Consider the following 23194-nt stretch of genomic DNA (forward strand, 5'->3'; position numbering starts at 1 on the left):
CGAGACCCTGGTCGCTCGGCGTGTCGACGCCGGACCCTCAGCGGGTGAGGGTGCGGGCCATGTCCTGGTGCCAGATGCCGGCATCGAGGTACCGCTCGCCGGACACGGTCGCGAAGCCGAGCCGCCGGTAGAAGCCCATGGCGCTCTCCTGCGCGCTGAGCACGACCTCGACGGCCGGTGGCTCCCCCGCGGCGTGCCGGTCCAGCGCGACCTCGCCCAGGGCGTCGACGAGCAGCGCGCCGACGCCCCGGCCGCGTGCGGCGCTCAGCACGGCCAGCCGCCCGAGGTGCACGTGCCCGGGCGCGTCCAGCAGGAGCCGTCCCGTGCCGAGCACGGCACCGGATGCGTCGTCGAGGGCCAGCACGTGCGTCGTCGTCGGGTCGGTGTCGAGGTCGTCGACCTCGATGTCGGCGGGCACGCCCTGCTCGTCGACGAAGACCGCGAAGCGCACCCGCCAGGCGGCCTCGAGCTGCTCGCGGGTGGACACCACGGTGGTCCGCACGGTCATCGCCGGCCCTCCCGCATCGCCTCCAGCGCGGTGGCGAGGTCCTCGGGGTAGTCGCTGGTGACGACGAGCTCGCGGCCGTCACGGGGGTGGGCGAAGCCGAGCCGCACGGCGTGCAGCCACTGCCGGGTCAGCCCCAGCCGGCCCGCGAGGACCGGGTCGGCGCCGTAGGTCGTGTCGCCCACGCAGGGGTGCCGCATGGCCGAGGCGTGCACCCGGATCTGGTGGGTGCGGCCGGTCTCGAGGTGGATCTCGAGCAGCGAGGAGCCCGGCATGGCCTCGAGGGTCTCGTAGTGCGTGACGGCCGGCTTGCCGTCGGCGACGACGGCGAAGCGGTAGTCGTGGCGCGGGTCCCGTCCCACGGGCGCGTCGATCGTGCCGGCCAAGGGGTCCATGTGTCCCTGGACCAGCGCGTGGTAGACCTTCTCGACGGTGCGCTCCTTGAAGGCACGCTTGAGCACCGTGTAGGCGAGCTCGGACTTGGCCACGACCATGAGGCCGGAGGTCCCGACGTCGAGCCGGTGGACGATGCCCTGGCGCTCGGCCACCCCGGAGGTGGAGACCCGGTACCCGGCGGCGTGCAGCCCGCCGACGACGGTCGGGCCCGTCCATCCCGGGCTCGGGTGGGCCGCCACGCCGACCGGCTTGTCGACGACGACGACGTCCTCGTCCTCGTAGGCGATCGCCATGCCCGTGACCGGCTCGGGAGCGGCGGGCGCCGGCGCGTCCGGCAGGGTCACCTCGAGCCAGCCGCCCGCGACCAGCCGGTCGGACTTGCCGAGGGGGCGCCCGTCGAGCAGCACGCCGCCGGTCTCGGCGAGCTCGGCGGCGCGGGTGCGGGACAGGCCGAGCAGGCGCGCGAGCGCGGCGTCGACCCGCTCCCCGGCCAGGCCGTCGGGCACGGGCAGCGAGCGGGTCTCAGCCATCGTCGTGGGCGGAGAGTCGGGTCTCGCGCCGGCTGCGCGGCCGGCGGGGCGAGCCGGTCGGGCCCGGCTCCTCGGCGGGCTCGCCGGCGGCGCCGGTCCCCGGCTCGGGGGTCGCCGACGGCGCCTCGGTCTCGGCGGGCCTCACCGGCCGCCACGTCGCCGCGCCGGCCGTGAAGCCCTGGGCGTCGCTCTCTCCCTCGGTCCCCGTCCGGCCGGGCCGGCGGGCCCGACCCTCGCTCACCGACGGCGCACCGGCGGCCCAGGACGCGATGTCGACGTCCTCGTCGGCCGCCCGCGGCACCTCGGGGGTGAAGTCCTCGTCGTCGACGAGTGGCTCCTCGCTCACGTCCTCGTCGCTCTCCGCGGGCACCGGCTCGGCGTCCCCGCCCTTCGCCAGGCGCGTGCCGTCGACCTCGATCCCGAGCAGCGCGAGCAGCGCGATGAGCACGGCCGCCACGACGATGGCGATGTCGGCGACGTTGCCGACGAACCAGCCGTTGTAGTTGATGAAGTCGACGACGTGGCCGCGGGCGAACCCGGGCTCGCGCAGCAGCCGGTCGTACAGGTTCCCCAGCGCACCCCCGAGGAGCAGTCCCAGCGCCACGGCCCACCCGGTCGACCGCAGCCGCCGCGACACGCGGAGCACGACGACGACCACGGCGAGCGAGATGACCGTGAAGACCCACGTCATCCCGGTGGCGAAGGAGAAGGCCGCGCCGGGGTTGTAGATGAGCTGCCAGCCGAGGACGTCGCCGAGCACGGGGACGATGACGCCGGGCGTCAGGCGGTCCTCGGCGAGGTACTTCGTCACCTGGTCCCCGACCCCGACCACCGCCGCCAGGGCGACCAGGAGGATGACGCGCCCGCGCCGGCTCCGCTGCTGAGTCATGCCGTCCTTCCACGCACGCGTCGCGACGGCGGCGGCCCGGTGGGCCGCCGCCGTCGTGGCATGCTCAGCGACCGAACTGCGCCGGGCCGGCGTCGCCGCGCCCGGAGACGTTGCCACGCCCCTCGACGTCGGAGAGGAGCGACTCGAGGTAGCTCTTCAGCCGGGTGCGGTAGTCGCGCTCGAAGACGCGCAGCTCGTCGATCTTGCGCTCGAGGAGCGAGCGCTCCTGCTCGAGCTGGGCAAGGGTGCGGTTGTGGGTGTCCTCCGCCTCGCGCACGATGCGCTCGGCCTCGGTGCGCGCCTCGTGGAGGATGCGCTCACCCTCCTGCTTGCCGTTGTTCACGTACTCGTCGTGCACACGCTGCGCCAGCGCGAGCATGCCGCTGGCCGACGTCGGCTCGTCACCGGCCTGCTCGGAGGGTGCGACCACGGCGGGCGCCGGGGCGACGGTCTGCTCCGGCTCCGGCTCGGGCTCCGGCTCGGGCTCCGGCTCGGGGGCGGGCTCCGGGGCGGCCGCGACGGCCGTCGGCTGCTCACCGCTGCTGAGCTCGGCGATCCGGCGCTCGGCGGCCGCGAGCTTGGCCTTGAGCTCCTCGTTCTCGTTGGTCAGAGCGCTCAGCGTGTTGACGACCTCGTCCAGGAAGTCGTCGACCTCGTCCTGGTCGTAGCCCTCCCGGAACTTCGTCGGCTGAAACTTCTTGTTCAGCACGTCGTCTGCAGTGAGCAGCGCCATAGTCGTCACCTCGGTTGTCCAGTCATTCGGTCGTGAGCGCGCGCGCGACTCACAGGTCCACGTTAGCGGAACGTTACTAGAGGGAGCGCGCGACGCAGAGTCGGGCCCATCAGCTGATCGCCAGCGCCTGGGCAACGCGCATCGCGATGCTCACGCCGAGGAACAGGATGATGAAGCCCAGGTCGAGCGCGATCCCACCCAGCCGGAGCGGCGGGATGTAACGACGCAGCCACCTCAGGGGCGGGTCGGTGAGGGTGTAGATGAGCTCCGCGAGGACGAGGAGCACGCCCCGCGGCTTCCAGTCCCGGGAGAACACCTGCACCCAGTCGAGCACGAGGCGCCCGATGAGCACGAGCAGGTAGAGCAGGAGCAGGAAGTAGAGGATCGAGAAGAGGAGTCCCACGTCTCAGCTCTGGTTGAACAGGCGGCCCCGCGTACCCGCGGGCTCGCCGGAGTCGGAGGCGACCTCCACGCTCGCCGGGGAGAGCAGGAACACCCGGTTGGTCACCCGCTCGATCGCGCCGTGCAGGCCGAACACCAGCCCGGCGGCGAAGTCCACCATGCGCTTGGCCTCGGACTCGCTCATCCCCGTGAGGTTCATGATGACCGGGGTCCCGTCCCGGAAGGACTCCCCGATGACCCGGGCCTCGTTGTAGGTCGTCGGGTGGACGGTGCTGATCCTGCGCAGGTCCTGCTCGACGGGCTCGGGGGCGGGAACCACTCGCATCGGTGTCACCTGTGCCTGCCGCTCCTCGCGCTCGTCCCGGGTCGCCGCCACGGGCTCCTCGTGGCGGGGCACGTCGAGCTCGTCGCCGTACTCGCCCTCGTCCTCGGACAGTCCGAGGTACGCCATCGTCTTCCGCAGTGCTCCGGCCATGACTGCTCCCGTCTCAGTTCTGCGATCACACCTCGTGCCGCTCCTGTGGTGGACGCTAGACCAGCACCGCCGCGCTTCGCCGCACGACTCGCGGCGTGTCGCGGCGCCGTGTCAGGCCGGCCGGACGACGCCGGCGAACCGCCCCGTGCGTCCGTCGCGCCGGTAGGAGTAGAAACGCTCGTCCTCGTAGGTGCACGCGGCTGCCCGGCGCACCCACCGGACCCCGGCGCCGGCGAGCTGGGCCTCCACGCCCGCCGGGATGTCCAGCGCCGGCGTGGACCACGAGGTGGTGCTGCGGGCGGCGGGCACGACGCCGGCAACCTCCTCGCGCAGGGCGGCGGGCACCTCGTAGCACCGGCCGCAGATGCTCGGCCCCAGGGCGGCGTGCAGCTCGGGCAGTGCCGCGCCGTGGTCGGCGAGCATCTCGAGCGTCGCGGCGACGACGCCGTCGGCCAGGCCCTGCCGTCCCACGTGCACGGCCGCGACGAGGTCGCCGCTCCCCGTGGCGAGCAGCAGGGGCACGCAGTCCGCGACCATGACGCCCACGGCGGGCGCCCCGGGGCCGGTGCGCCGCCCGACGAGGGCGTCGTACTCCCCGAGGGTCGTCCTGCCACGTCCCGGTGGCCGGGTGACGAGTCGCACGCGGGCGGAGTGTCGCTGGCTCATCCAGGCGACGTGCTGACCCGCGTGGCGGTCCACGAGGTCCCGGTTGGCGATGACGCGGTCCTCGTCGTCGCCGACGTGGAAGCCGAGGTTGAGCCCGCCCGAACCGTCCCCGGCCGCGTAGGGACCCCAGGAGACGCCTCCGGCGCGCGTGGTGAAGACACCACGCGCGCCGGGGCCGAGGTCAGCCGGCTCGAGCATGTCGCTCGGTCGGCTCAGCGCAGGAAGTCGGGGATGTCGAGGTCCTCCTCGCGGCGCGTCCGCGCCGGCTCCTCGTCGAAGACGCGCGGGACCTCGAGCGGTCGGCGCTCGCCGCCGGCGTAGGCCGGCTCCGGCTGTCGCTGCTCCGGTGCGGGCGCCGGCTCGGGGCTGGGCACGACGGGCGGCTCCGGGGCGCTGGGCGCACTGGCCACGGGCACGGGTGCCACCTCCGGCGGTGCGGCCACGCGCCGCGGGAGGGCGGGGGCCGCCGACCTCGGGGCGGGGTCGTCGAAGCCGGCCGCGATGACCGTGACGCGGACCTCGTCGCCGAGCGCGTCGTCGATGACGTTACCGAAGATGATGTTCGCCTCGGGGTGCGCCGCCTCCTGGACCAGGCGTGCCGCCTCGTGGATCTCGAAGAGCCCGAGGTCGCTGCCGCCCTGGATGGACAGCAGGACGCCGTAGGCGCCGTCGATGCTCGCCTCGAGCAGCGGCGAGGAGATCGCCAGCTCGGCCGCCTGGACCGCGCGGTCCTCGCCGCGTGCCGAGCCGATACCCATGAGGGCACTGCCCGCGCCCTGCATGACCGACTTGACGTCGGCGAAGTCGAGGTTGATCAGACCCGGCGTGGTGATGAGGTCGGTGATGCCCTGGACACCGGACAGGAGCACCTGGTCGGCGCTCTTGAAGGCGTCGAGGACCGACACGTTGCGGTCGGAGATCGACAGCAGGCGGTCGTTGGGGATGACGATGAGCGTGTCGACCTCGTCCCGGAGCGCCTCGATGCCCGACTCCGCCTGGGTGGAGCGGCGCCGGCCCTCGAAGGTGAAGGGCCGGGTGACGACACCGATCGTCAGGGCGCCCAGCGACCGGGCGATCCGTGCGACGACGGGGGCTCCACCGGTCCCGGTCCCACCGCCCTCGCCGGCGGTGACGAAGACCATGTCCGCGCCGCGGAGCACCTCCTCGATCTCCTCAGCGTGGTCCTCGGCGGCCTTCTTGCCCACCTCCGGGTCCGCGCCGGCCCCGAGCCCACGGGTGAGCTCACGTCCGACGTCGAGCTTGACGTCGGCGTCGCTCATGAGGAGCGCCTGCGCGTCGGTGTTGACGGCGATGAACTCCACGCCCTTCAACCCGACGTCGATCATCCGGTTGACGGCGTTGACACCGCCGCCCCCGATGCCCACCACCTTGATCACTGCTAGGTAGTTCTGCGGTGCCGCCACTATCGGCCCCCTCACTTGTCTGCTGCTGCTGGTCCTCGGCCTACCCTCAACCTCTACTTGAGGGTTAGACTTATGTCACGTTCTGGCACCCGGAACGCTAGGTCCCGGCGGGCCGCCCGGCAACGACCGACACGGGTGTGTCGCGCGTCCGTTCCCGGCCGGGGGGCGCCGCGTGTGCTCCACGGTGCACGGGTGGCGCGCGGGTCAGTGGGAGATCGTCGGCGCTCGGGGGACGGTGAGGTCGTAGACGCGCGCCTCGCGCTCCCTGAGCACCGCGAGGACCGACGCCTTGAGCGCCGACTCCTCCACCGCACCCCAGCGCACCTCGGCACCGTCGGTGAGCTCGAGGGTGATCGAGGCGGGGTTGCTCGCGCCCGCGGTCGCGACCTGGGCGCGCAGGTCGGCGGGCAGCTCGGCCAGGACCGTGAGCACCGCCGCGAGCGTCTCCCCGGCGCGCTCCCCCGACAGCGGCACCGTGACGCGCGGCAGGCCCTCCGGGGCCTCGGGGACCGAGCCGACGACGACGCCGTCGACGTCGAGCAGCACGAGGCCGTCCTCCGAGGTCGCGGCCGCCACCGGGACGCGGGCGACCACGTCGACGGCGAGCCCGTTCGGCCACGAGCGGGACACCTGTGCCGAGCGGACGGTCGTGATCGCCGTCAGCTGCTCGGTGAGCGCGCCGGTGTCGAGACGGGGAAGCGGCGTGCCGACCCGCTCCTCGACGAGCGCCACGACCTCGTCACGCGGGACGGTCGTGCCCTCCCCCACCCCGGAGACGGTGACGTCCTCCATGTCGAGGGCGAACAGCGGGGAGACGAGCACGGCCCACGCCGCACCGCCGAGCACGGCGAGCGCGGCGACGACGACGAGCACCTTGCGCCAGGCGAGGCGGCGCCGTGCCCTGGTGCGCTCCGCCAGCCGCTCGACGAAGCCGGGGTCCGCCGCGGTCTGCGCCCGGGACGGACCGACGGGCAGCCACCGGCCACGGCCGGCGGACGGCGGTGTCGCGGCCGGCTCGACCGGGGCGGCGAGCTGGCCGGGCGTGGTCTGCTCGGCGGGGGTGCGGTCCGGCTCGTCGCGCCGTTCCTCCGGAAGCGGCCCCGGGGTGCGCCGTGGCCCGCGCGGCGCCGTCGGGGGCCTCACGCCGACCCCGCCAGCAGCTCCAGGATGCGGGGCGCGAGCTCGGTGACGTCCCCGGCGCCCATGGTGAGGACGAGGTCGCCGGGACGGGCGATCGCCGCGACCTCGGCCGCCGCGGCCTGCCTGTCGGCGACGTACCGCGCCCCGGACATCCGCTCGGTGATGAGCGAGCCGTCGACGCCGTCGACCGGGTCCTCCCGTGCGGCGTACACGTCGGTGACGACGACCTCGTCCGCGGCACCGAGCGCCGCGGCGAACTCGGCGGCGAAGGTCTGCGTCCGGGAGTACAGGTGGGGCTGGAAGAGGACGACGACGCGCCCGTCACCGGCCGCCAGACGGGCCGCGGCGAGCGTGGCGGCAACCTCCGTCGGGTGGTGGGCGTAGTCGTCGACGACGCGGACGCCCGCGGCCTCCCCGTGCGACTCGAAGCGGCGGCCGGTCCCGCGGAAGGCGCCCAGGGCGGACGCCAGCACGTGCGGGTCGGTCCCGAGCGCCACCCCGGCGCACCACGCCGCGGTGGCGTTGCGGACGTTGTGGGCGCCGGTGACCGCGAGCTCCAGGCGCACCGGCGCGGCGAGTCCGGGGTGCTCGAGGAGCGCCGAAGCGCCCCGCGCACCGACGGTGAGCCCGGTGACACGCACGTGACCCTCGCCGAGTCCGGGCGCGGAGCCCGTGCCGTAGGTGAGGACCCGCACCTCGGGTGCCACCTGCCGCGCCAGGCGCAGGGCGCCGTCGTCGTCGGCGCAGACGACGAGCAGACCGGTGACGCGCGCGGCGAAGTCGACGAAGGCCTGCTCGAAGGCCGCGCGCGAGCCGTAGTGGTCGAGGTGGTCCGGCTCGACGTTCGTCACGACGGCGACGGCGGGCCGGTAGTTGAGGAAGGAGCCGTCGGACTCGTCCGCCTCCGCGACGAACGCGCGCCCGGTGCCGAGGTGCGCACCGGTGCCCAGGCCCGCCACCGAGCCGCCGATGGCGTAGCTCGGGTCGGCACCCGCCTCGGTGAGCGCGACGGCGAGCATCGCCGACGTCGTCGTCTTGCCGTGCGCGCCGGCGACGGCGACGAAGTCCTGCTCACCGGCGGCGACGACGAGCGCCTCGGAGCGGTGGATCACCGGCAGGCCGAGCTCGCGGGCACGTCGCAGCTCGGGGTTGTCCTCCCGCACCGCGGTCGAGACGACGACGGTCGCGTCCGCCGGCACGTGGTCCGCGTCGTGCCCGACGTGCGCGGGGACGCCCAGGGACCGGAGGCGCTCGAGCGCCGCGCTCGCCCGGGCGTCGGACCCGGAGACCGTCAGGCCGCGCGCGGCGAGCAGCTCGGCGACCGGCGCCATGCCGGCTCCCCCGATGCCGATGAGGTGGTAGCGGCTCATGGTCGCTCCCCCGCGGCGCGGACGACGAGCTCGGCGAGCCGCGCGGCGCCGTCCCGGATGCCGGCAGCCGCCGCGGAGCGCGACATGGCGGTGAGGCGGGCGCCGTCGCCGAGGAGGTCGAGGAGGGGGCCGGTGACGTAGTCCGGTGTGAGGTCGGCGTCGTCGACGAGGAGCCCGCCGCCGGCCGCGACGACGTCCGCGGCGTTGCGGCGCTGCTCGCCGTTGCCGATGGGCAGCGGGACGTACACGGCGCCCAGGCCGAGCGCCGCGAGCTCGCTCACCGTGCCCGCCCCCGAGCGGGCGAGGACGAGGTCCGCCGCGGCGTAGGCACTGGCCATGTCGTCGAGGTAGGGGCGCACGTGGTAGCCGTCGAGGCCGGCGGCTGCCGCGCGGACCGGCTCGTCCTTGCCCTGACCGGTGAGGTGGAGGACCTGGATGCCCGCGGCGTCGAGCGCGGCGGCACCGGCGGACACCGCGGCGTTGATGCGCTGCGCGCCGAGGGACCCCCCGGTGACGAGCAGCGTGGTGCGCTGCGGGTCCAGACCGAGCGCGGCGGCGCCGGCCCGGCGCCGGCCCGCGGCGTCCGCGGCCCGTTCGGCCACGAGCTCGGCGATGGCGGCCCGCAGCGGCAGCCCGGTGAGCGTGGCGCCGGGCAGCGGGGTCCCCGGGAAGGTGACGGCGACGGACCGCGCCCAGCGGGCACCCAGCCGGTTGGCGATCCCCGGGCGGGCGTTCTGCTCGTGGATGACGACGGGCACGCCGAGGCGCCGGGCCGCGAGGTAGGCGGGGGTGGCGACGTAGCCGCCGAACCCGACGACGACCTGCGCCCGGGAGTCGGTGATCGCCCGGCTCGCGGCGCGCACGGCCGAGCGGAGCCGTCCGGGCAGCCGCAGCAGCTCCGGTGTGGGACGTCGCGGCAGCGGCACGCGCGGCACGATGCGCAGGGGCAGCCCGGCCTCGGGGACGAGACGGGCCTCCAGGCCCTCGGCGGTCCCGAGCACGGTGAGCTCCGCGCCGCCGGGCAGGGCCGCGAGCTCGGTGGCGGTGGCGAGGAGCGGGTTGACGTGGCCGGCGGTGCCGCCACCGGCGAGCAGGGCGCGCAGCTCAGCCACGGCCGCGTCCGCCCACCACCGCCAGCGAGCGGCGCACCGCGCCCCTCCGCGCGCGCAGCCCGGCGGCCGCGCCGGGCTCGTCGCGGGCGAACGCGAGCACGACGCCCATCGCGAGCAGGGTGGCGATGAGCGCGGACCCACCGGCGGAGACGAGCGGCAGCGGGACACCGATGACCGGGAGGAAGCCGATGACGACGCCGATGTTGATGAGCGCCTGGCCCAGGATCCACGCGCCGATGGCGCCGGTCGCGATCTTGACGAAGGGGTCGGGGTGGCGCCGCACGATGCGGAACATGCCGGTGGCCAGGACCGCGAAGAGGCCCAGCACGAGCAACGTCCCGAGCAGGCCGAGCTCCTCACCGAGGATCGCGAAGATGTAGTCGTTGTGGGCCTCGGGCAGGTAGGCCCACTTCTCGCGCGAGGCCCCCAGGCCGACACCCGAGATCCCTCCGGTGCCCAGCCCGTAGAGCCCGTGGAGGGTCTGGTAGCACGCGGCGGTCTCGTCGCAGTCCCCGCCGAAGACGGCGGTGACCCGCTGGAGCCGGTTGGGTGAGCTGATGACGAGGAAGGAGACGGCGGCGGCGCCCCCGACGAGGGCGGCGCCGAACCAGCGCAGCGGCACCCCCGCGACGAACATCGCGCCGGCGACGACCGCCGCGACGACCAGCGCCGTCCCCAGGTCCCGGCCGCCGAGGACGAGGCCGATGGCGACGGCGGCCACGACGAGCCCGGGCACGAGGACGTGCTGCCACTGGCCGAGCAGGTGCGCCTTGCGGGCGAGGACGAGCCCGAGCCACACCGCCAGGGCGAGCTTGAGGAACTCCGAGGGCTGGATCGTCTGCCCCAGTCCCGGGATGTAGATCCAGTTGGTGTTGCCCTTCTCGCCGCGCGCCAGCGGCGTGAAGATCAGTGCCTGGAGGATCAGCCCGAGGCCGAGGGCGGGCCACGCGAGCCGCCGGTACCACACGACGGGCACCCGGCTGGCGACGACCATCGCGGGGATGCCGACGAGGGCGAACTTCGCCTGGTCCAGGAAGTAGCCCCACGGGCTCCCGGTCTCCCGGATCGAGGTGATCGAGGAGGCGGAGAGCACCATGACGACGCCGATGGCGAGCAGCAGGAGTGCCGCCCCTCCGACCAGGTAGTAGCTGAGCACCGCGGGCCCGCGGGGGACGGCGGCGTCCCGGGCGCCGGTCCGCATGGTGCCACTGCCGCCGCGCGGGAGTGCAGGCGCGGCGGCACGCGCCCGGCGTCCCGGCTGCACGGCGGTCACGCCGGGTCCCCGGGCAGCTCGCGGACCGCGGCCGCGAACGCGTCACCGCGGGCCGCGTAGCTCGCGAACTGGTCCATCGACGCGCACGCGGGCGCGAGCAGCACCGTGTCGCCCGGACGGGCGAGCCGGGCGGCCGCGGCGACGGCGTGGGTCATCACGTCCCCAGTGTCACCAGTGTCGACCTCGGTGAGGGGAACATCGGGTGCGTGTCGTGCAAGTGCCTCGCGCAGGGGGGCACGGTCCACCCCGATGAGGACGACGGCGTGCAGCCGGTCGGCCACGTCCCGGACGAGGTCCTCGAAGCGGGCGCCCTTGGCCAGTCCACCGGCGATCCACACGCCCCGCCCGGTGGGCAGCGCACCGAGGCTCGCGCGGGCGGCGTGGGCGTTGGTGGCCTTGGAGTCGTCCACCCACGTCACTCCCCCGCGGGTGGCGACGGCCTCGATCCGGTGCCGCCCGCCGTCGTAGGCCCGCAAGCCGGCCTGGACAGCGGCTGCGGGGACGCCGTGCGCGCGGGCGAGGGCGGCGGCGGCGAGGGCGTCGGCGACGACGTGCGCGGGGACCTGACCCCCGGGTGCGAGGTGGGCGAGGTCACCGAGTGTGGCGAGCTCCGCCGCGGCGGTCTGCCGGCTCGGCTCGAAGGCGCGGTCGCACAGGACGTCCTCGACGATGCCGAGCTCACCCACCGCCGGCGTGCCGAGCACGGTGCCGACGGCGCGGGCCCCGTCCGCGACGTCGGCCTCCTCGACCATCGCCCGGGTCACGGCATCGGTGTACACGCAGGCGCGGCGGGTGCGTGCGTAGACGGTGGCCTTGGCGGCACGGTAGGCGGCGAACGAGCCGTGCCAGTCGAGGTGGTCCGGTGCCAGGTTGAGGCACACGGAGGCCTCGGGCGCGACGCTGTGGGTGAGGTGGAGCTGGAAGCTGGACAGCTCGACGGCGAGCGCGTCGACCCCGCCGTCGGCGACGACGCTGACGACCGGGGTGCCGACGTTGCCGACGGCCGGGGCCCGGAGCCCGGCGGCGGTGAGGATGGAGCTGAGCATGCCCACCGTCGTCGTCTTGCCGTTGGTGCCGGTGATCGTGAGCCAGGGAACCGGCGCCGTCGTCGCCGTGCGCTGCACCTGCCAGGCGAGCTCGACCTCGCTCCAGCACGGCAGACCGACGGCGGCCGCCCGGGTGAGGAGCGGGGAGCCCGCCGGGACGCCCGGGGACACGACGGCGAGGTCGGCGCCGGCGGACAGGACCGCCTCCGCGAGGGCCTCCTCGTCCGGCGCCGACACCAGCTCGACGCCGGTGCCCAGCTCGGCGCGCGCCGCGTCGACGGCGGCCTCGCTGCGGTCGACGCCCAGCACCCGCGACCCGAGGGTGCGCAGGACCTCCGCGGCGGCGCGCCCGGACGTGCCGAGGCCGACGACGACGACGCGGGCGTCCGCCAGCGCGCTCACGCCGCCGTCACCCACTCCGCGTAGAACAGGCCCAGTCCCAGGGCCACGCACAGCGCGGCGATGAGCCAGAAGCGGATGACGATCGTCACCTCTCCCCAGCCACCGAGCTCGAAGTGGTGGTGGAGCGGGGCCATCCGGAAGACGCGTTTGCCGGTCGCCTTGAAGAAGCCGATCTGGATGACGTCGCTCATGACGATGATGACGAACAGGCCACCGATGACGATGGCGAGGAACTGGGTGTGGGTGAGGATCGAGAAGCCGGCGATCGCGCCGCCCAGGGCGAGGGAGCCGGTGTCGCCCATGAAGATCTGCGCCGGGGAGGCGTTCCACCACAGGAAGCCGAGGCAGGCGCCGATGAGCGCGGCACCGATGAGCGAGAGGTCGCGCGGGTCGCGGACCTCGTAGCAGGCGGACCACGCGGCGCTCGGGTCGGAGAGGAACTGGCAGTTCTGGTTGGACTGCCACATGGCGATGACGGTGTAGGCGGCGAACACCATGGCGGAGGCGCCGGTGGCCAGTCCGTCGAGGCCGTCGGTGAGGTTGACCGCGTTGGACCACGCCGTGATGAGGAAGTTGGCCCACAGGATGAACAGCACGAGGCCGAGGAACGTGCCGGCGAAGGCGAGGTCGATCGAGGTGTCGCGCACGACGGAGACGTGGGTCGAGCCGGGCGTGCGGAAGTTCTCGTTGGGGAACTGCAGCGCGAGGACCGCGAAGGTGATGCCGACGAACGCCTGGCCGATGATCTTCCAGCGGGCCCGCAGGCCCAGCGACCGTTGCCGGCTGATCTTGATGTAGTCGTCGGCGAACCCGATGACGCCCAGCCCCACGATGAGGAAGAGGAGGAGCAGCCCGGAGGCGTTCGGCGTCCGTCCCGCGGTGAGGTTGGAGACGGCGTACCCGATGAGGGTCGCAAGGATGATGACGACCCCGCCCATGGTCGGTGTCCCGCGCTTGGTGTAGTGCGCGGTGGGTCCGTCCTGGCGGATGAACTGGCCGTAGTTGCGTCTGGTGAGGAAGCGGATGAACAGCGGGGTGCCGAACAGGGCGACGACGAGGGCGGTCGCCCCCGCGACAAGGACGGTCACCACGCGGCGCCACCACTCTCGGTGAGGCGCTCGGCCAGGCGCCACACGCCCGAGCCGTTGGAGCCCTTGAGCAGCACGAGGTCACCCTCCTGGAGGAGCTCACCGAGGAGGGCCGCGGCGGCGTCGACGTCGGCGGGGCAGTGCGTGTGCGGGCCTCCCGCCGCTCCGCGTCGCACCTGCTCCCCGGTCGGGCCCGGGGCGACGAGCACGTCGATCCCGAGCTCCGCGGCGAGGCGTCCGACGTCCTCGTGGGCGCGCTCCGCCTCCTCCCCGAGCTCGAGCATCTCCCCGACGACGGCGATCCGCCGCCGCGCGGGCATCGCGGCGACGGCGCGGAGCGCGGCGCCCATCGAGTCGGGGTTGGCGTTGTACGCGTCGTCGACGACGACGACGCCGTCGGGCCGGTGGGTCACGGCCATGCGGTGGGCGCTGACCCGCTGCGCGCTCCCCAGGGCCTCGGCCACGGCGCCGGCGTCGAGCCCGAGCGCGAGGGCGGCCCCGGCGACGGCCAGCGCGTTGGACACCTGGTGCTCGCCGTGCAGGGCGAGGTGGACGTCGTGACGCGCGCGCACGCCCGAGGCGTCGGTGTGCAGCATGAACGAGGGCCGCGCCTCCTCGTCGAGGGTGACGTCGGTGGCCCGGACGTCGGCGTCCTCGCCGCGGCCGAAGTAGGTGACCGTCCCGGGCGCGGCCGGTGCCATCGCGGCCACCCGGGCGTCGTCGGCGTTGAGCACGGCCGTGCCACCCGCTCGCAGGCCGGCGACGATCTCGGCCTTGGCCCGCGCGACGGCGTCGATGGTGCCGAACCCGCCCATGTGGGCGTGCCCGACGACGAGGACGACGGCGACGTCGAGCGGTGCGATGCGGGTGAGGTAGTCGATGTGTCCGGGGCCGCTCGCCCCCATCTCCAGGACGAGGTACCGGGTCTCCCGAGTGGCCGACAGCACGGTGAGCGGCAGGCCGATCTCGTTGTTGAAGGACTCACGGGGGGCGACCGTGGGCCCCGCCTGGGCGAGCACCTGGGCGAGGACGTCCTTCGTCGTCGTCTTGCCGACCGAGCCGGTGAGCCCGACGACACGCAGCGAGCCCTCCGCGCGCAGCCGGGCGAGCACCTCCCGGGCCAGCTCCCCCAGCGCGACGACGGAGTCCTCGACGAGGACGTGGGGCGCCTCGACGGGCCGCTCGGCGACGACGAGGGCCGCGCCGGCGGCGGCCGCCGCCTCGGCGTGCTCGTGACCGTCGGTCCGCTCCCCCCGGACCGCGACGAACACGGCGCCGGGGCCGGCGAGCCTGGAGTCGGTGACGACCCCGCCGGTGATGAGGAGCTGGGGGTCCACGTTCACCGGGCGGCCACCCACTGCCCGGGCGAGCTGGGCAACGGTCAGCTGGATCACGGCTGCCCCCACCGGGGGCGCTGGTCGTCGGAAGTCACGTCGGGACAATCTATCCGCAGCGCGCTCACTCTGCCCGCATCGGGAAGAGTGACGCTGGCGTCATCGACGGCGCGATGCCCATGTGCTGGAGCGTGAACCCGGCGATCTTCTTGAAGGCCGGGGCAGCGATGATCGACGACGGCGCCTGGTGACCCGGGTGGTAGACGACGATGCCCACGGCGAACTGGGGGTCCTCGGCCGGCGCGACGCCGACGAAGTTGGCCACCGTCCGGGTGAGGTTGCCGTTGGCGTCGGGGACCTGCGCGGTGCCGGTCTTGCCCGCGAGCCGGTAGCCGTCGAGCTGGCCGAGCACGCCGGTGCCCTCCTGGGTGACGACCCCCTCCATCATCGTGACCATCTGGTCGGCGGTGTCCTCGCTGACGACGCGCGAGCCCTCCGGGCTCTCCACGGCGTGGTAGCGCCCCGCGGCGTCGGTCGTCCCGTCGATCAGCCGCGGTGGCAGGTGGACACCGCCGTTGCCGAGCGTGGCGGCGATCGAGGTGTTCTGGAGGAGGTTGACGGCCAGCCCCTGGCCGAACATCGTGGTGTACCGCTGTCGTCCGTCCCACGCCTCGGGGGCCTCGAGCATGCCGGGGCTCTCGCCGGGCAGCTCGATGCCGGTCCGCTCGCCCATCCCGAAGGCCCGGAAGTACTCGTACCGCTGCTCGTCGCTGATCCGGTCACCGATGAGGACGGTGCCGGTGTTGGAGGAGGTGGCGAGGATCCCGGCGACCGTCATCTGCTCGGTGGCGTGGGGGTCGGCGTCGGAGAAGGTCTGCCCGGACGGTGTCGTGATGCGGTCGGGCGTGGTGAAGGTCGTCGTCGGCGTCACCGCGCCGAGGTCGATCGCGGCGGCGAAGGTCGGCAGCTTGCCGGTGGAGCCGTTCTCGTAGGCCGCCTGGACGGCCCGGGAGCCGCGGTTCTCGGGCGGGGTGGCCTGGTAGTTGTTCGGGTCGACGGCGTCGGAGTCGGCGATGGCGAGGAGACGCCCGGTGCTGATCTCCTGGACCACCATCGCGCCCCAGGCGGCGTCGAACGTGTCGACCGTCTCGTCGATGACCTCCTGCGCACGGAACTGGATGTCGCGGTCGATCGTCGTGTGGATGGTGTCCCCCGGCTCGGCCGGCGTCATCTCCCGGAGCCCGGTGGGGATGGACTGGCCGTGCAGGCCGACCTCGACGACGCTGCTGCCCGGGACCCCGCGCAGCTGGTCCTCCAGGGTGAGCTCCAGCCCGGCGAGACCCTCGCCGTCGCGGCCGACGTAACCGAGGATGTTGCCGGCCGTGTTGCCGTTCGGGTAGATGCGCTCGGTGGTCGGCTCCGGTTCGACGCCGGGGATGCGCAGCGCGGCGACCTCCCGCCACTCCTCGGGGGTGAGGCCACGGGCGATGTAGACGAACGTCGAGTCGCCGACCATCTCGGCACCGAGCTCGGCCGCGTCGCGACCCAGCAGCGGGGCGAGCAGCGCAGCGGCCGCCACGGCCCCCTGCTTCTCCTCGCCGTCGACCTCCGCGACGAAGTCGCGCACCTTCACCTGGTTGACGCCGACGTTGTAGCGCTGGACGGAGGTGGCCAGCACCTCGCCGTTGGCGTCGAGGATGTCCCCGCGGGAGGCCTGGAGGGTGGAGTGCCACAGGCGGCCGTTGAGGGCGTCCTCGGCGAGCCGCGGGCCCTCGAGGGCCTGGACGTAGACGAGGCGACCGGCGAAGACGATGGCGATCGCCAGGATGATGACGAGGACGGCGTTGTGGCGCCGGACGAGGGTGCGGGAGCTCACTCCTCCTCACTCCCGCCCAGGATCCTGCCCTCCCGCAGCGAGACGAAGTCGACCCGCTCGGCGCGTTCCATCCCCAGCTCCTCGGCGCGGCGCTGGAGGACGGCGGGCGAGCCGGCCTGCTCGACGTCCTGCACCAGGGAGGTCTCGGTCTCGAGCAGCCGGTTGAGCGTGCGCTGGCTGTCCTGGATCGCGTAGGCGTCCACGGCCATCTGGGTGTTGATGACCAGGGCCGCGACGAGCGAGCCGAGGAGGATCGTCGCGCACAGCAGCAGGTAGGGGACGAGGGACCGGGCCGGGGCCGGACTGCGCACCACCTGGAGTCTCGGGCGCCAGGACCGGCGCGGTTCGGCGGCGGCGGTGCGGGCGGGCATCGCGCTCATGCGGCGCTCCTTGCTCCTGGTCGCATGTGGTCGGGGGTCGGTCTCGTGCGTTCGGCGGCGCGCAGCCGCACGGAGGTGGCGCGCGGGTTGGTGGCGCGCTCCTCGTCGTCGGCCTCCTCGGACCCGCGGGTGAGGAGGCGCAGGTAGGGCCGGTGGGTCTCCGGCTCGACCGGGAAGTCCGGCGGTGCCGAGGAGGTCGCGCCCCGGGCCAGTGCCCGCTTGACCGCGCGGTCCTCGAGCGAGTGGTAGGCCAGGACGACGATCCGGCCGTGGACGACGAGTGACTCCAGCGCCCTGGGCAGTGCCCGTTCGAGGACCGCGAGCTCGTCGTTGACCGCGATGCGCAGTGCCTGGAAGGTCCGCTTCGCGGGGTTCCCCCCGGTCCGGCGGGTCGCCGCGGGAATGGCGGCGCGGACGACCTCGACGAGGTCCGACGTGCGCGTGAACGGCTGCCGTTCCCGACGGCGCACGATGGCGGTGGCGACGCGGCCGGCGAACCGCTCCTCGCCGTAGTCGCGCAGGATGCGGCGCAGCTCCTCGACGGGGGCGGTGGCGAGGAGCTCGGCGGCGCTGGTCCCGGTGGAGGGGTCCATCCGCATGTCGAGGGGGGCGTCCTGCGCGTAGGCGAACCCCCGCTCCGCCTCGTCGAGCTGGAGGGAGGAGACGCCGAGGTCCATGAGGATCCCCTCCACTCCCCCGGGAGCGTGCGTGGCGACGACGTGGTCGACGTCGTCGTACACGGAGTGGACGGCGGTGAAGCGGTCACCGAAGGCGGCGAGGCGTGCTCCGGCGAGCTCGATGGCCTGCGGGTCCCGGTCGATGCCGATGACCCGCAGCTCCGGGAAGCGGCGCAGGACGAGCTCGCTGTGCCCGCCCATCCCGAGCGTTGCGTCGACGAGCACCGCACCGGGCCGTTCGACGGCGGGGGCGAGGAGGTCGAGGCACCGCTCGGCGAGCACGGGAACGTGGCGCTCGGCCGTGCTGCGGTCGTCGCTCATGTCCTCACCTCCTCGTCCGTCGGTGCTGTCGTCGGGCTTGCTGCCACTGGGGCGGTCGGGGGGCCCTCCACCACCCGACCAGGACTCTCGCCGCCGGGCTCTGGCGCCGGGGAAGTGCGCCAGAGTCGCGGTGAGAGACCTCGCCGTGCGGGGTCGGGCCGTCGTCAGAAGAGTCCGGGGACCACCTCCTCGGCCGTGTCGGCGAAGGCGTCCTCGGAGGCGGTGAGGTAGTCCTCCCACGCAGCGGCCGACCAGATCTCGACCCGGGACCCGGTGCCGATGACGGCGAGGTCCCGCTCGAGCCCGGCGTACGTCCGCAGGTGAGGGGGGATGGTGATGCGGCCCTGCTTGTCCGGCTGCTCGTCGGTGGCGCCGGCGAGGAGGACGCGAGAGTAGTCGCGCACGCGGCGGTCGGTGATGGGCGCCTTGCGCAGCTGCTCGTGGATCTCCTCGAACTCACGCATCGGGTAGGCCGCCAGGCAGCGCTCCTGCCCCTTGGTGAGGACGAGGCCCCCGGCGAGCTGGTCACGGAACTTCGCCGGGAGGATGAGGCGGCCCTTGTCGTCCAGACGCGGGTGGTAGGTGCCGAGGAACACGCAGCCCACCACCCTTCGCCGAACCACAGACCGCCATTGCGCCCCACATTACTCCACTTCCCTCCCCCGTCAACGACAGAAGAGGCCCGTCAGCGCTGTGATGTGGCTATCACTGCAGGTCAGCAGCGGTGGGGAGAAGTGGAGGGATTTTCCGCGACCGGGCGCACCGGCGCGTCGTCACGCCGGCGTTCCCCGCGCCGCACGGCCGGAGGCGAGCACGGAGCCGCGGGGTGGAGCGATGTGGAGGCGCCCGGTGGAGCGATGTGGAGGCGCAGACCGGTGGGGCGAGGGGCGCTACGTCGCGGCCCCGACGCTTCCGGGAACGACGTGAGGGGTTCGGGTCCTGTCAGGACCCGAACCCCTCACGATGGTCGGTGTCAGCGGCCGCGGTCGTCGCGGCGGCGGTCCCAGCGGTTCTCGAGGCGCTGCATGAACCCGGCGTCCCGGCGGCCTGCCGGGCGGGCCTTCTTCCCCGGGGCGGCGGGCCGGGCGACGGCACCGCGCGGCTTGGAGATCGCCAGCATGACCCCGCCGAGCATCGCGATGAAGCCCAGGACGCCCAGCCACACGAGGGAGGCGGCGACGCCTCCGACGAGCATGCCGAGACCGGCGAGGACAAGAAGAGCTCCGAGCGCCAGGCGCCGCCCGGAGTAGCGCTGCTCGGAGGTGAAGGTGCTCACCAGCCGCGGGTCGGAGCGGAGCTGCTGCTCCATCTGGCTGAGCACCCGTTGCTCATACTCAGAAAGAGGCATCGGTCCTCCGATCCGGTCACGGTGCCCTACCTCGAGGGCGACTACGACAAGTTTAGGTCTCCGACGCGTCCGGGGAAAGCCGACTGGGGGTGAAGACCGGTCACCGTGTGGTCGAACCGCTCCGCTGGCCGGGCCCACGGCCCGCGCGGGGCCCGCCGCGCGCGTCGCGGGACGGGTCGAGCAGGGCGGCCGGGCGAAGCGCGCCGGGCCCGAACCGCTGCCGGATCGTGTCCATCGCCGTCTCGGCCTCGCGACGGTTGTCCTCCTCACCCAGCCGCAGCTGGACACCCTCGCCGGCGTCCTGGAGCTGTTCGACCCGCACCCCCAGCAGCCGCACCCCGCCGGGGGGCAGCGGCACGTCGTCGAGCAGGGTGCGGGCGACGGTGAGGACGTCGTGTGCGACGTCGGTGGCCTCGGTGGCGCGCGAGCGGGTGATGGTGCGGAAGTCGGAGAAGCGCACCTTGATCGCCACGGTCCTCGCGACCAGGCCGGCGGCTCGCAGCCGGGCCGCGGTCCGGTGCGCCTGGTCGAGGAGCACGGCCTCCAGGGTCGCGCGGTCGGTGACGTCCGCCGCGAACGTCGTCTCCGTGCCCACCGACTTCTCCACGTGCTCCGGCTCGACGGCGCGCGGGTCGCGTCCGTTCGCCAGGTCGTGGAGCCGCTGACCGGCCGCGACGCCGAGGACGCGGTGGAGGGACCGCACCGGCTGGGCGGCGAGCGCCGCGACCGTGTCGATGCCGTGGCGGTGCAGCCGCTCCCGGGTCTTGTCCCCGACTCCCCACAGTGCGCCGACGGGCAGTGAGTGGAGGAAGGGCACGGTCGCGTCGCGAGGGACGAGGAGCAGGCCGTCCGGCTTGGCGTGCCCGGAGGCGAGCTTGGCGACGAACTTGGTCGCGGCCACCCCCACCGACGCCGGCACCCCGAGCTCGGAGTGGATGCGCCGCCGGACGGCCCGGGCGATCTCCACGGGGGACCCGAGCCGCCGCCGCGCCCCCGAGACGTCGAGGAAGGCCTCGTCGATGCTCACCTTCTCCATGACGGGTGTGACGTCCGCGAGGATCGCCATGACCTGCCGGGAGACCCGGGCGTAGGTGTCGTGGTGCGGCGGGAGCACCACGGCCTGCGGGCACAGCGCCCGTGCCCGGGCGACGGGCATCGCCGAGTGGACGCCGAAACGGCGAGCCTCGTACGTGGCGGAGAGCACGACACCACGTGACTCGCCGCCCACGATGACGGGCCGCCCGACGAGGTCCGGCCGGTCGAGCAGCTCGACGGCGGCGAAGAAGGCGTCCATGTCCACGTGCAGGATCGGGCAGTCGGTGTCGTCCGCGCCCCAGTCACGCCGGGCTGCGGCACTGCGCTCGCCTCTGCTCATCCTGGTCAAAGGCTAGCCTGGAGGGTATGCCCGAGCGTCCAGCCACCCGTCGGCGCGGCCGCGGTCGGCGGCTGCCCCTGCCCCAGCTGCCCGACGGTCCTGTCCGGACGTCGACCGGAGTCGTGGAGCTCCTGCGCGACCCGGCCCGACCGTCGGCCGTGACCGTGTTCATCAACGACGCCGAGAGCTCCTACGTCGACCTCGCCGACCCGCACCACCTCGAGTTCGAGTACATGCAGCAGATGACGGCGGTGCTCGACGAGGTCGGTCCCCCTCCCCCGGCCCCGGTGAGGGCCGTTCATCTCGGTGGCGCCGGCTGCGCCCTCCCGCGGGCACTGGATGCCGCCCGACCCGGCTCCAGCCAGCTCGTCGTGGAGATCGACGCGGAGCTCGCGCGGCTCTCCCGCGTCTGGTTCGACCTTCCCCGTGCCCCGCGACTGCGTGTGCGGGTGGCCGACGCTCGCGACGCCCTGGCCACCCTGACGCCCGGCGCCTGGGACGTCGTCGTCCGCGACGTGTTCGCGGGCATCGAGGTGCCTCCGCACGTGCGGACGGTGGGCGCCGCACAGGAGGCGCGCCGGGCGCTCGCTCCGGACGGGCTGTACCTCGTCAACCTCACCGACCGGCCGCCGCTCACCACGGCTCGCACCGAGGTGGCCACCCTCCGGGAGGTGTTCCCGCACGTCGCCCTCATCGCCGACCCGGCGATCCTGCGTGGCCGGCGGTACGGCAACGTCGTCCTCGTGGGGTCCGAGCAGCCGGTCCTCACGACGGGGCTCGAGCGGGCGCTCCGGGGGCTGCCGCTGCCCGTGCGGCTCGTCGGCGGCGAGGAGCTCGCGGCCTTCGCCGGTTCGCACCTGCCACGGCCCGACGTCGTCGCCCCAGCCGCGGGGTCCGTCGTCGCCGACGAGACCTGAGGACAACGCACAGGGGCCCCCACCGTGACGGTGGGGGCCCCTGTGCTGTGAAGGGTGGTCAGATCGCGCGAACGCTCTCCGCCTGCGGGCCCTTCGGGCCCTGCGTGATCTCGAACTCGACGCGCTGCGCCTCCTCGAGGGAGCGGTAGCCATCGGACTCGATCGCGGAGTAGTGGACGAAGACGTCAGCGCCGCCGCCGTCCTGGGCGATGAAGCCGTAGCCCTTCTCCGAGTTGAACCACTTGACGGTGCCCTGTGCCATTGTGCTGTGTCCTTCCGGGGACGTCGTGGAGGCGACCGTGTGCCGTCTCCGTCGTGCCGCAATGCCTCGTCCCACGTCGTGCACAGCCCGGCCGCGGCCAGGGTCATACGTAAGCGAACTGCAACTGCAACGGCTCCAAGTGTGGCACGTCGGCGCCGATGTGACTAGCGCTTACGCCCTCGGCATCACCCGCGCGGTCGCTGGCGTTTCCACCGCCCGGCGCCGCCGTCCGAGCTACTCGCCGGGTGCCGTGCCGAGGGGGTCGTCGTCCTCGTCACCGGCTGCGGGGCCACCGGTCGGTGGCTCCCCCGTCGCGTCCGCCTCCTGGAGGAACGCCTCGACCGCCGCGCCGATCTCGTCGGCGGTGGGCAGCTCGACCGGCTGGGCCAGCAGGGTCGCCCTGGTCTCCTGGTTCGCGCCGCGCATGAAGGCGTCGTACTGCTGCTCGAGCGCCTGCACGACCGCCGTCACCTCGGGGGACGCCGACACCTGCCGCTCGATCTCGAGCGCCGCCTCGCTCGCCGCCTGCTCGAGGTCACCGACCGGGAGCGCGAGCTCCCCGCTGCGGGCACTCTGGCGGACCAGCTCGGCGGCGGCCTGGTGGAAGTGGCTCTGCGCGAGGTAGTGCGGCACGTTCGCCGAGAAGCCGACGGCCTGGTGGCCCGCCTGACCCAGCCGGTACTCGAGGAGCCCCGTGACGCTGCCGGGCACCTGGACGGTCCCCACGATCTCGGGCTGTGAGGGGATCAGCCCGGGCTCGCTCGCGTGCGCGGTCACGGTCGTCGGACGGGTGTGCGGGACACCCATCGGCACGCCGTGGATGCTGATGGTGCGCTGGACCCCGAAGCGCTCGACGGCGTCGATGACGGCGTCGACGAAGGCCGTCCACCGCAGGTCCGGCTCGCTGCCGTGGAGCAGCAGGAGCTCGGTGCCCTCGTCGTCGCGCACGAGGTCGAGCACGACGTAGGGCTCCTCGTAGTCCGTCCAGCGCCAGTTCTCGAAGGTCATCGCCGGCCGGTGGGCGCGGTAGTCGATGAGCTCGTCGACGTCGAAGGTGAGCACGCGCTGGGTGTCGAGCGTCGCGGTGAGGTGCCGGGCGGCGAGCGCCGCCGCGTGCCCCGCGTCCATCGCCCCGGTGAGCGCGTTGATGAGCACGCGCGCCTGCACGTCGCCTGCGTCGGGGTGTACGTCGTACAGCTCCACCACCGTCTCCCTCCTCCACTCGTCGGTCTGTGGGTGGAACGATGCCGGGT

The 23194-nt window shown here is 73.9% G+C and carries 24 protein-coding genes; 1 reads left to right on the forward strand and 23 read right to left on the reverse strand.

Features of this window, described 5'->3' with window-relative positions; all coding sequences use genetic code 11:
• Positions 1-37: 37 nt before the first annotated feature.
• The 21 genes from VR894_RS16055 to dinB form a co-directional block, all read right to left on the reverse strand.
• Entirely contained in the window at positions 38-508 is a 471-nt protein-coding gene (locus VR894_RS16055) for a GNAT family N-acetyltransferase (protein WP_324653150.1), read from the reverse strand.
• Positions 505-1431 (reverse strand): RluA family pseudouridine synthase, encoded by a 927-nt coding sequence (locus VR894_RS16060; protein ID WP_324653152.1) that lies wholly within the window; start codon positions 1429-1431, stop codon positions 505-507. The genes VR894_RS16055 and VR894_RS16060 overlap by 4 nt, the downstream gene beginning before the upstream one ends.
• Positions 1424-2320 (reverse strand): signal peptidase II, encoded by an 897-nt coding sequence (locus tag VR894_RS16065; protein WP_324653154.1) that lies wholly within the window; start codon positions 2318-2320, stop codon positions 1424-1426. The genes VR894_RS16060 and VR894_RS16065 overlap by 8 nt, the downstream gene beginning before the upstream one ends.
• 64 nt (positions 2321-2384) lie before the next feature.
• Positions 2385-3053: a DivIVA domain-containing protein gene (locus tag VR894_RS16070; protein WP_324653156.1), complete on the reverse strand. Its 669-nt coding sequence runs from the start codon at positions 3051-3053 to the stop codon at positions 2385-2387.
• Positions 3054-3162: 109 nt separating this feature from the next.
• On the reverse strand, positions 3163-3456 hold the full coding sequence (locus tag VR894_RS16075; RefSeq protein WP_324653158.1) for a YggT family protein: 294 nt from the start codon (positions 3454-3456) through the stop codon (positions 3163-3165).
• A 3-nt stretch (positions 3457-3459) separates the two neighbouring features.
• Positions 3460-3930, reverse strand: a complete 471-nt coding sequence (locus VR894_RS16080) for a cell division protein SepF (RefSeq protein WP_324653160.1) — start codon at positions 3928-3930, stop codon at positions 3460-3462.
• Between the two features lie 111 nt (positions 3931-4041).
• Positions 4042-4794 carry a peptidoglycan editing factor PgeF gene (pgeF, locus tag VR894_RS16085; protein ID WP_324653162.1) on the reverse strand — a complete coding sequence of 251 codons (753 nt, stop codon included), beginning with the start codon at positions 4792-4794 and terminating at the stop codon, positions 4042-4044.
• Positions 4795-4808: 14 nt separating this feature from the next.
• On the reverse strand, positions 4809-6020 hold the full coding sequence (ftsZ, locus tag VR894_RS16090) for a cell division protein FtsZ (RefSeq protein ID WP_324653163.1): 1212 nt from the start codon (positions 6018-6020) through the stop codon (positions 4809-4811).
• Positions 6021-6224: 204 nt separating this feature from the next.
• On the reverse strand, positions 6225-7163 hold the full coding sequence (locus VR894_RS16095; RefSeq protein WP_324653165.1) for a cell division protein FtsQ/DivIB: 939 nt from the start codon (positions 7161-7163) through the stop codon (positions 6225-6227).
• Positions 7160-8530 carry a UDP-N-acetylmuramate--L-alanine ligase gene (gene murC / locus VR894_RS16100; protein WP_324653166.1) on the reverse strand — a complete coding sequence of 457 codons (1371 nt, stop codon included), beginning with the start codon at positions 8528-8530 and terminating at the stop codon, positions 7160-7162. The genes VR894_RS16095 and murC overlap by 4 nt, the downstream gene beginning before the upstream one ends.
• A complete protein-coding gene (gene murG, locus VR894_RS16105; RefSeq protein WP_416380857.1) occupies positions 8527-9642 on the reverse strand; it encodes an undecaprenyldiphospho-muramoylpentapeptide beta-N-acetylglucosaminyltransferase in 1116 nt (371 codons plus the stop codon). The genes murC and murG overlap by 4 nt, the downstream gene beginning before the upstream one ends.
• On the reverse strand, positions 9635-10915 hold the full coding sequence (ftsW, locus tag VR894_RS16110) for a putative lipid II flippase FtsW (protein WP_324653168.1): 1281 nt from the start codon (positions 10913-10915) through the stop codon (positions 9635-9637). The genes murG and ftsW overlap by 8 nt, the downstream gene beginning before the upstream one ends.
• Positions 10912-12363, reverse strand: a complete 1452-nt coding sequence (gene murD, locus VR894_RS16115) for a UDP-N-acetylmuramoyl-L-alanine--D-glutamate ligase (RefSeq protein ID WP_324653170.1) — start codon at positions 12361-12363, stop codon at positions 10912-10914. Before murD ends, ftsW begins: the two co-directional genes overlap by 4 nt.
• Positions 12360-13454: a phospho-N-acetylmuramoyl-pentapeptide-transferase gene (gene mraY, locus VR894_RS16120; protein WP_324653172.1), complete on the reverse strand. Its 1095-nt coding sequence runs from the start codon at positions 13452-13454 to the stop codon at positions 12360-12362. The genes murD and mraY overlap by 4 nt, the downstream gene beginning before the upstream one ends.
• A complete protein-coding gene (locus VR894_RS16125) occupies positions 13448-14845 on the reverse strand; it encodes a UDP-N-acetylmuramoyl-tripeptide--D-alanyl-D-alanine ligase (RefSeq protein ID WP_324653174.1) in 1398 nt (465 codons plus the stop codon). Before VR894_RS16125 ends, mraY begins: the two co-directional genes overlap by 7 nt.
• Before the next feature lie 64 nt (positions 14846-14909).
• Positions 14910-16661: a penicillin-binding protein 2 gene (locus tag VR894_RS16130; protein WP_324653175.1), complete on the reverse strand. Its 1752-nt coding sequence runs from the start codon at positions 16659-16661 to the stop codon at positions 14910-14912.
• Positions 16658-17041 carry a hypothetical protein gene (locus VR894_RS16135; RefSeq protein ID WP_324653177.1) on the reverse strand — a complete coding sequence of 128 codons (384 nt, stop codon included), beginning with the start codon at positions 17039-17041 and terminating at the stop codon, positions 16658-16660. Before VR894_RS16135 ends, VR894_RS16130 begins: the two co-directional genes overlap by 4 nt.
• Positions 17038-18039, reverse strand: coding sequence for a 16S rRNA (cytosine(1402)-N(4))-methyltransferase RsmH (rsmH, locus tag VR894_RS16140; protein WP_324653178.1), 1002 nt, complete (start codon positions 18037-18039; stop codon positions 17038-17040). Before rsmH ends, VR894_RS16135 begins: the two co-directional genes overlap by 4 nt.
• 164 nt (positions 18040-18203) lie before the next feature.
• Positions 18204-18635, reverse strand: a complete 432-nt coding sequence (mraZ, locus tag VR894_RS16145; protein ID WP_324653180.1) for a division/cell wall cluster transcriptional repressor MraZ — start codon at positions 18633-18635, stop codon at positions 18204-18206.
• A 377-nt stretch (positions 18636-19012) separates the two neighbouring features.
• Positions 19013-19387, reverse strand: coding sequence for a DUF3040 domain-containing protein (locus tag VR894_RS16150; protein ID WP_324653182.1), 375 nt, complete (start codon positions 19385-19387; stop codon positions 19013-19015).
• A gap of 100 nt (positions 19388-19487) precedes the next feature.
• Positions 19488-20762 carry a DNA polymerase IV gene (gene dinB / locus VR894_RS16155; protein ID WP_324653183.1) on the reverse strand — a complete coding sequence of 425 codons (1275 nt, stop codon included), beginning with the start codon at positions 20760-20762 and terminating at the stop codon, positions 19488-19490.
• 26 nt (positions 20763-20788) lie between these two features.
• On the opposite strand from dinB, the gene VR894_RS16160 reads away from it, so the two are divergent.
• Positions 20789-21679, forward strand: a complete 891-nt coding sequence (locus VR894_RS16160) for a fused MFS/spermidine synthase (protein WP_324653184.1) — start codon at positions 20789-20791, stop codon at positions 21677-21679.
• Positions 21680-21737: 58 nt separating this feature from the next.
• Here VR894_RS16160 and VR894_RS16165 read toward each other — a convergent pair whose 3' ends face one another.
• Both VR894_RS16165 and VR894_RS16170 read right to left on the reverse strand, forming a co-directional pair.
• Positions 21738-21941, reverse strand: coding sequence for a cold-shock protein (locus VR894_RS16165; RefSeq protein ID WP_324653186.1), 204 nt, complete (start codon positions 21939-21941; stop codon positions 21738-21740).
• 234 nt (positions 21942-22175) lie between these two features.
• Positions 22176-23144 (reverse strand): PAC2 family protein, encoded by a 969-nt coding sequence (locus tag VR894_RS16170; protein ID WP_324653188.1) that lies wholly within the window; start codon positions 23142-23144, stop codon positions 22176-22178.
• Positions 23145-23194: the final 50 nt, after the last annotated feature.

The organism is Georgenia sp. H159 (genome assembly GCF_035607575.1).
In the GTDB taxonomy this organism is placed as follows: Bacteria; Actinomycetota; Actinomycetes; order Actinomycetales; family Actinomycetaceae; genus Oceanitalea.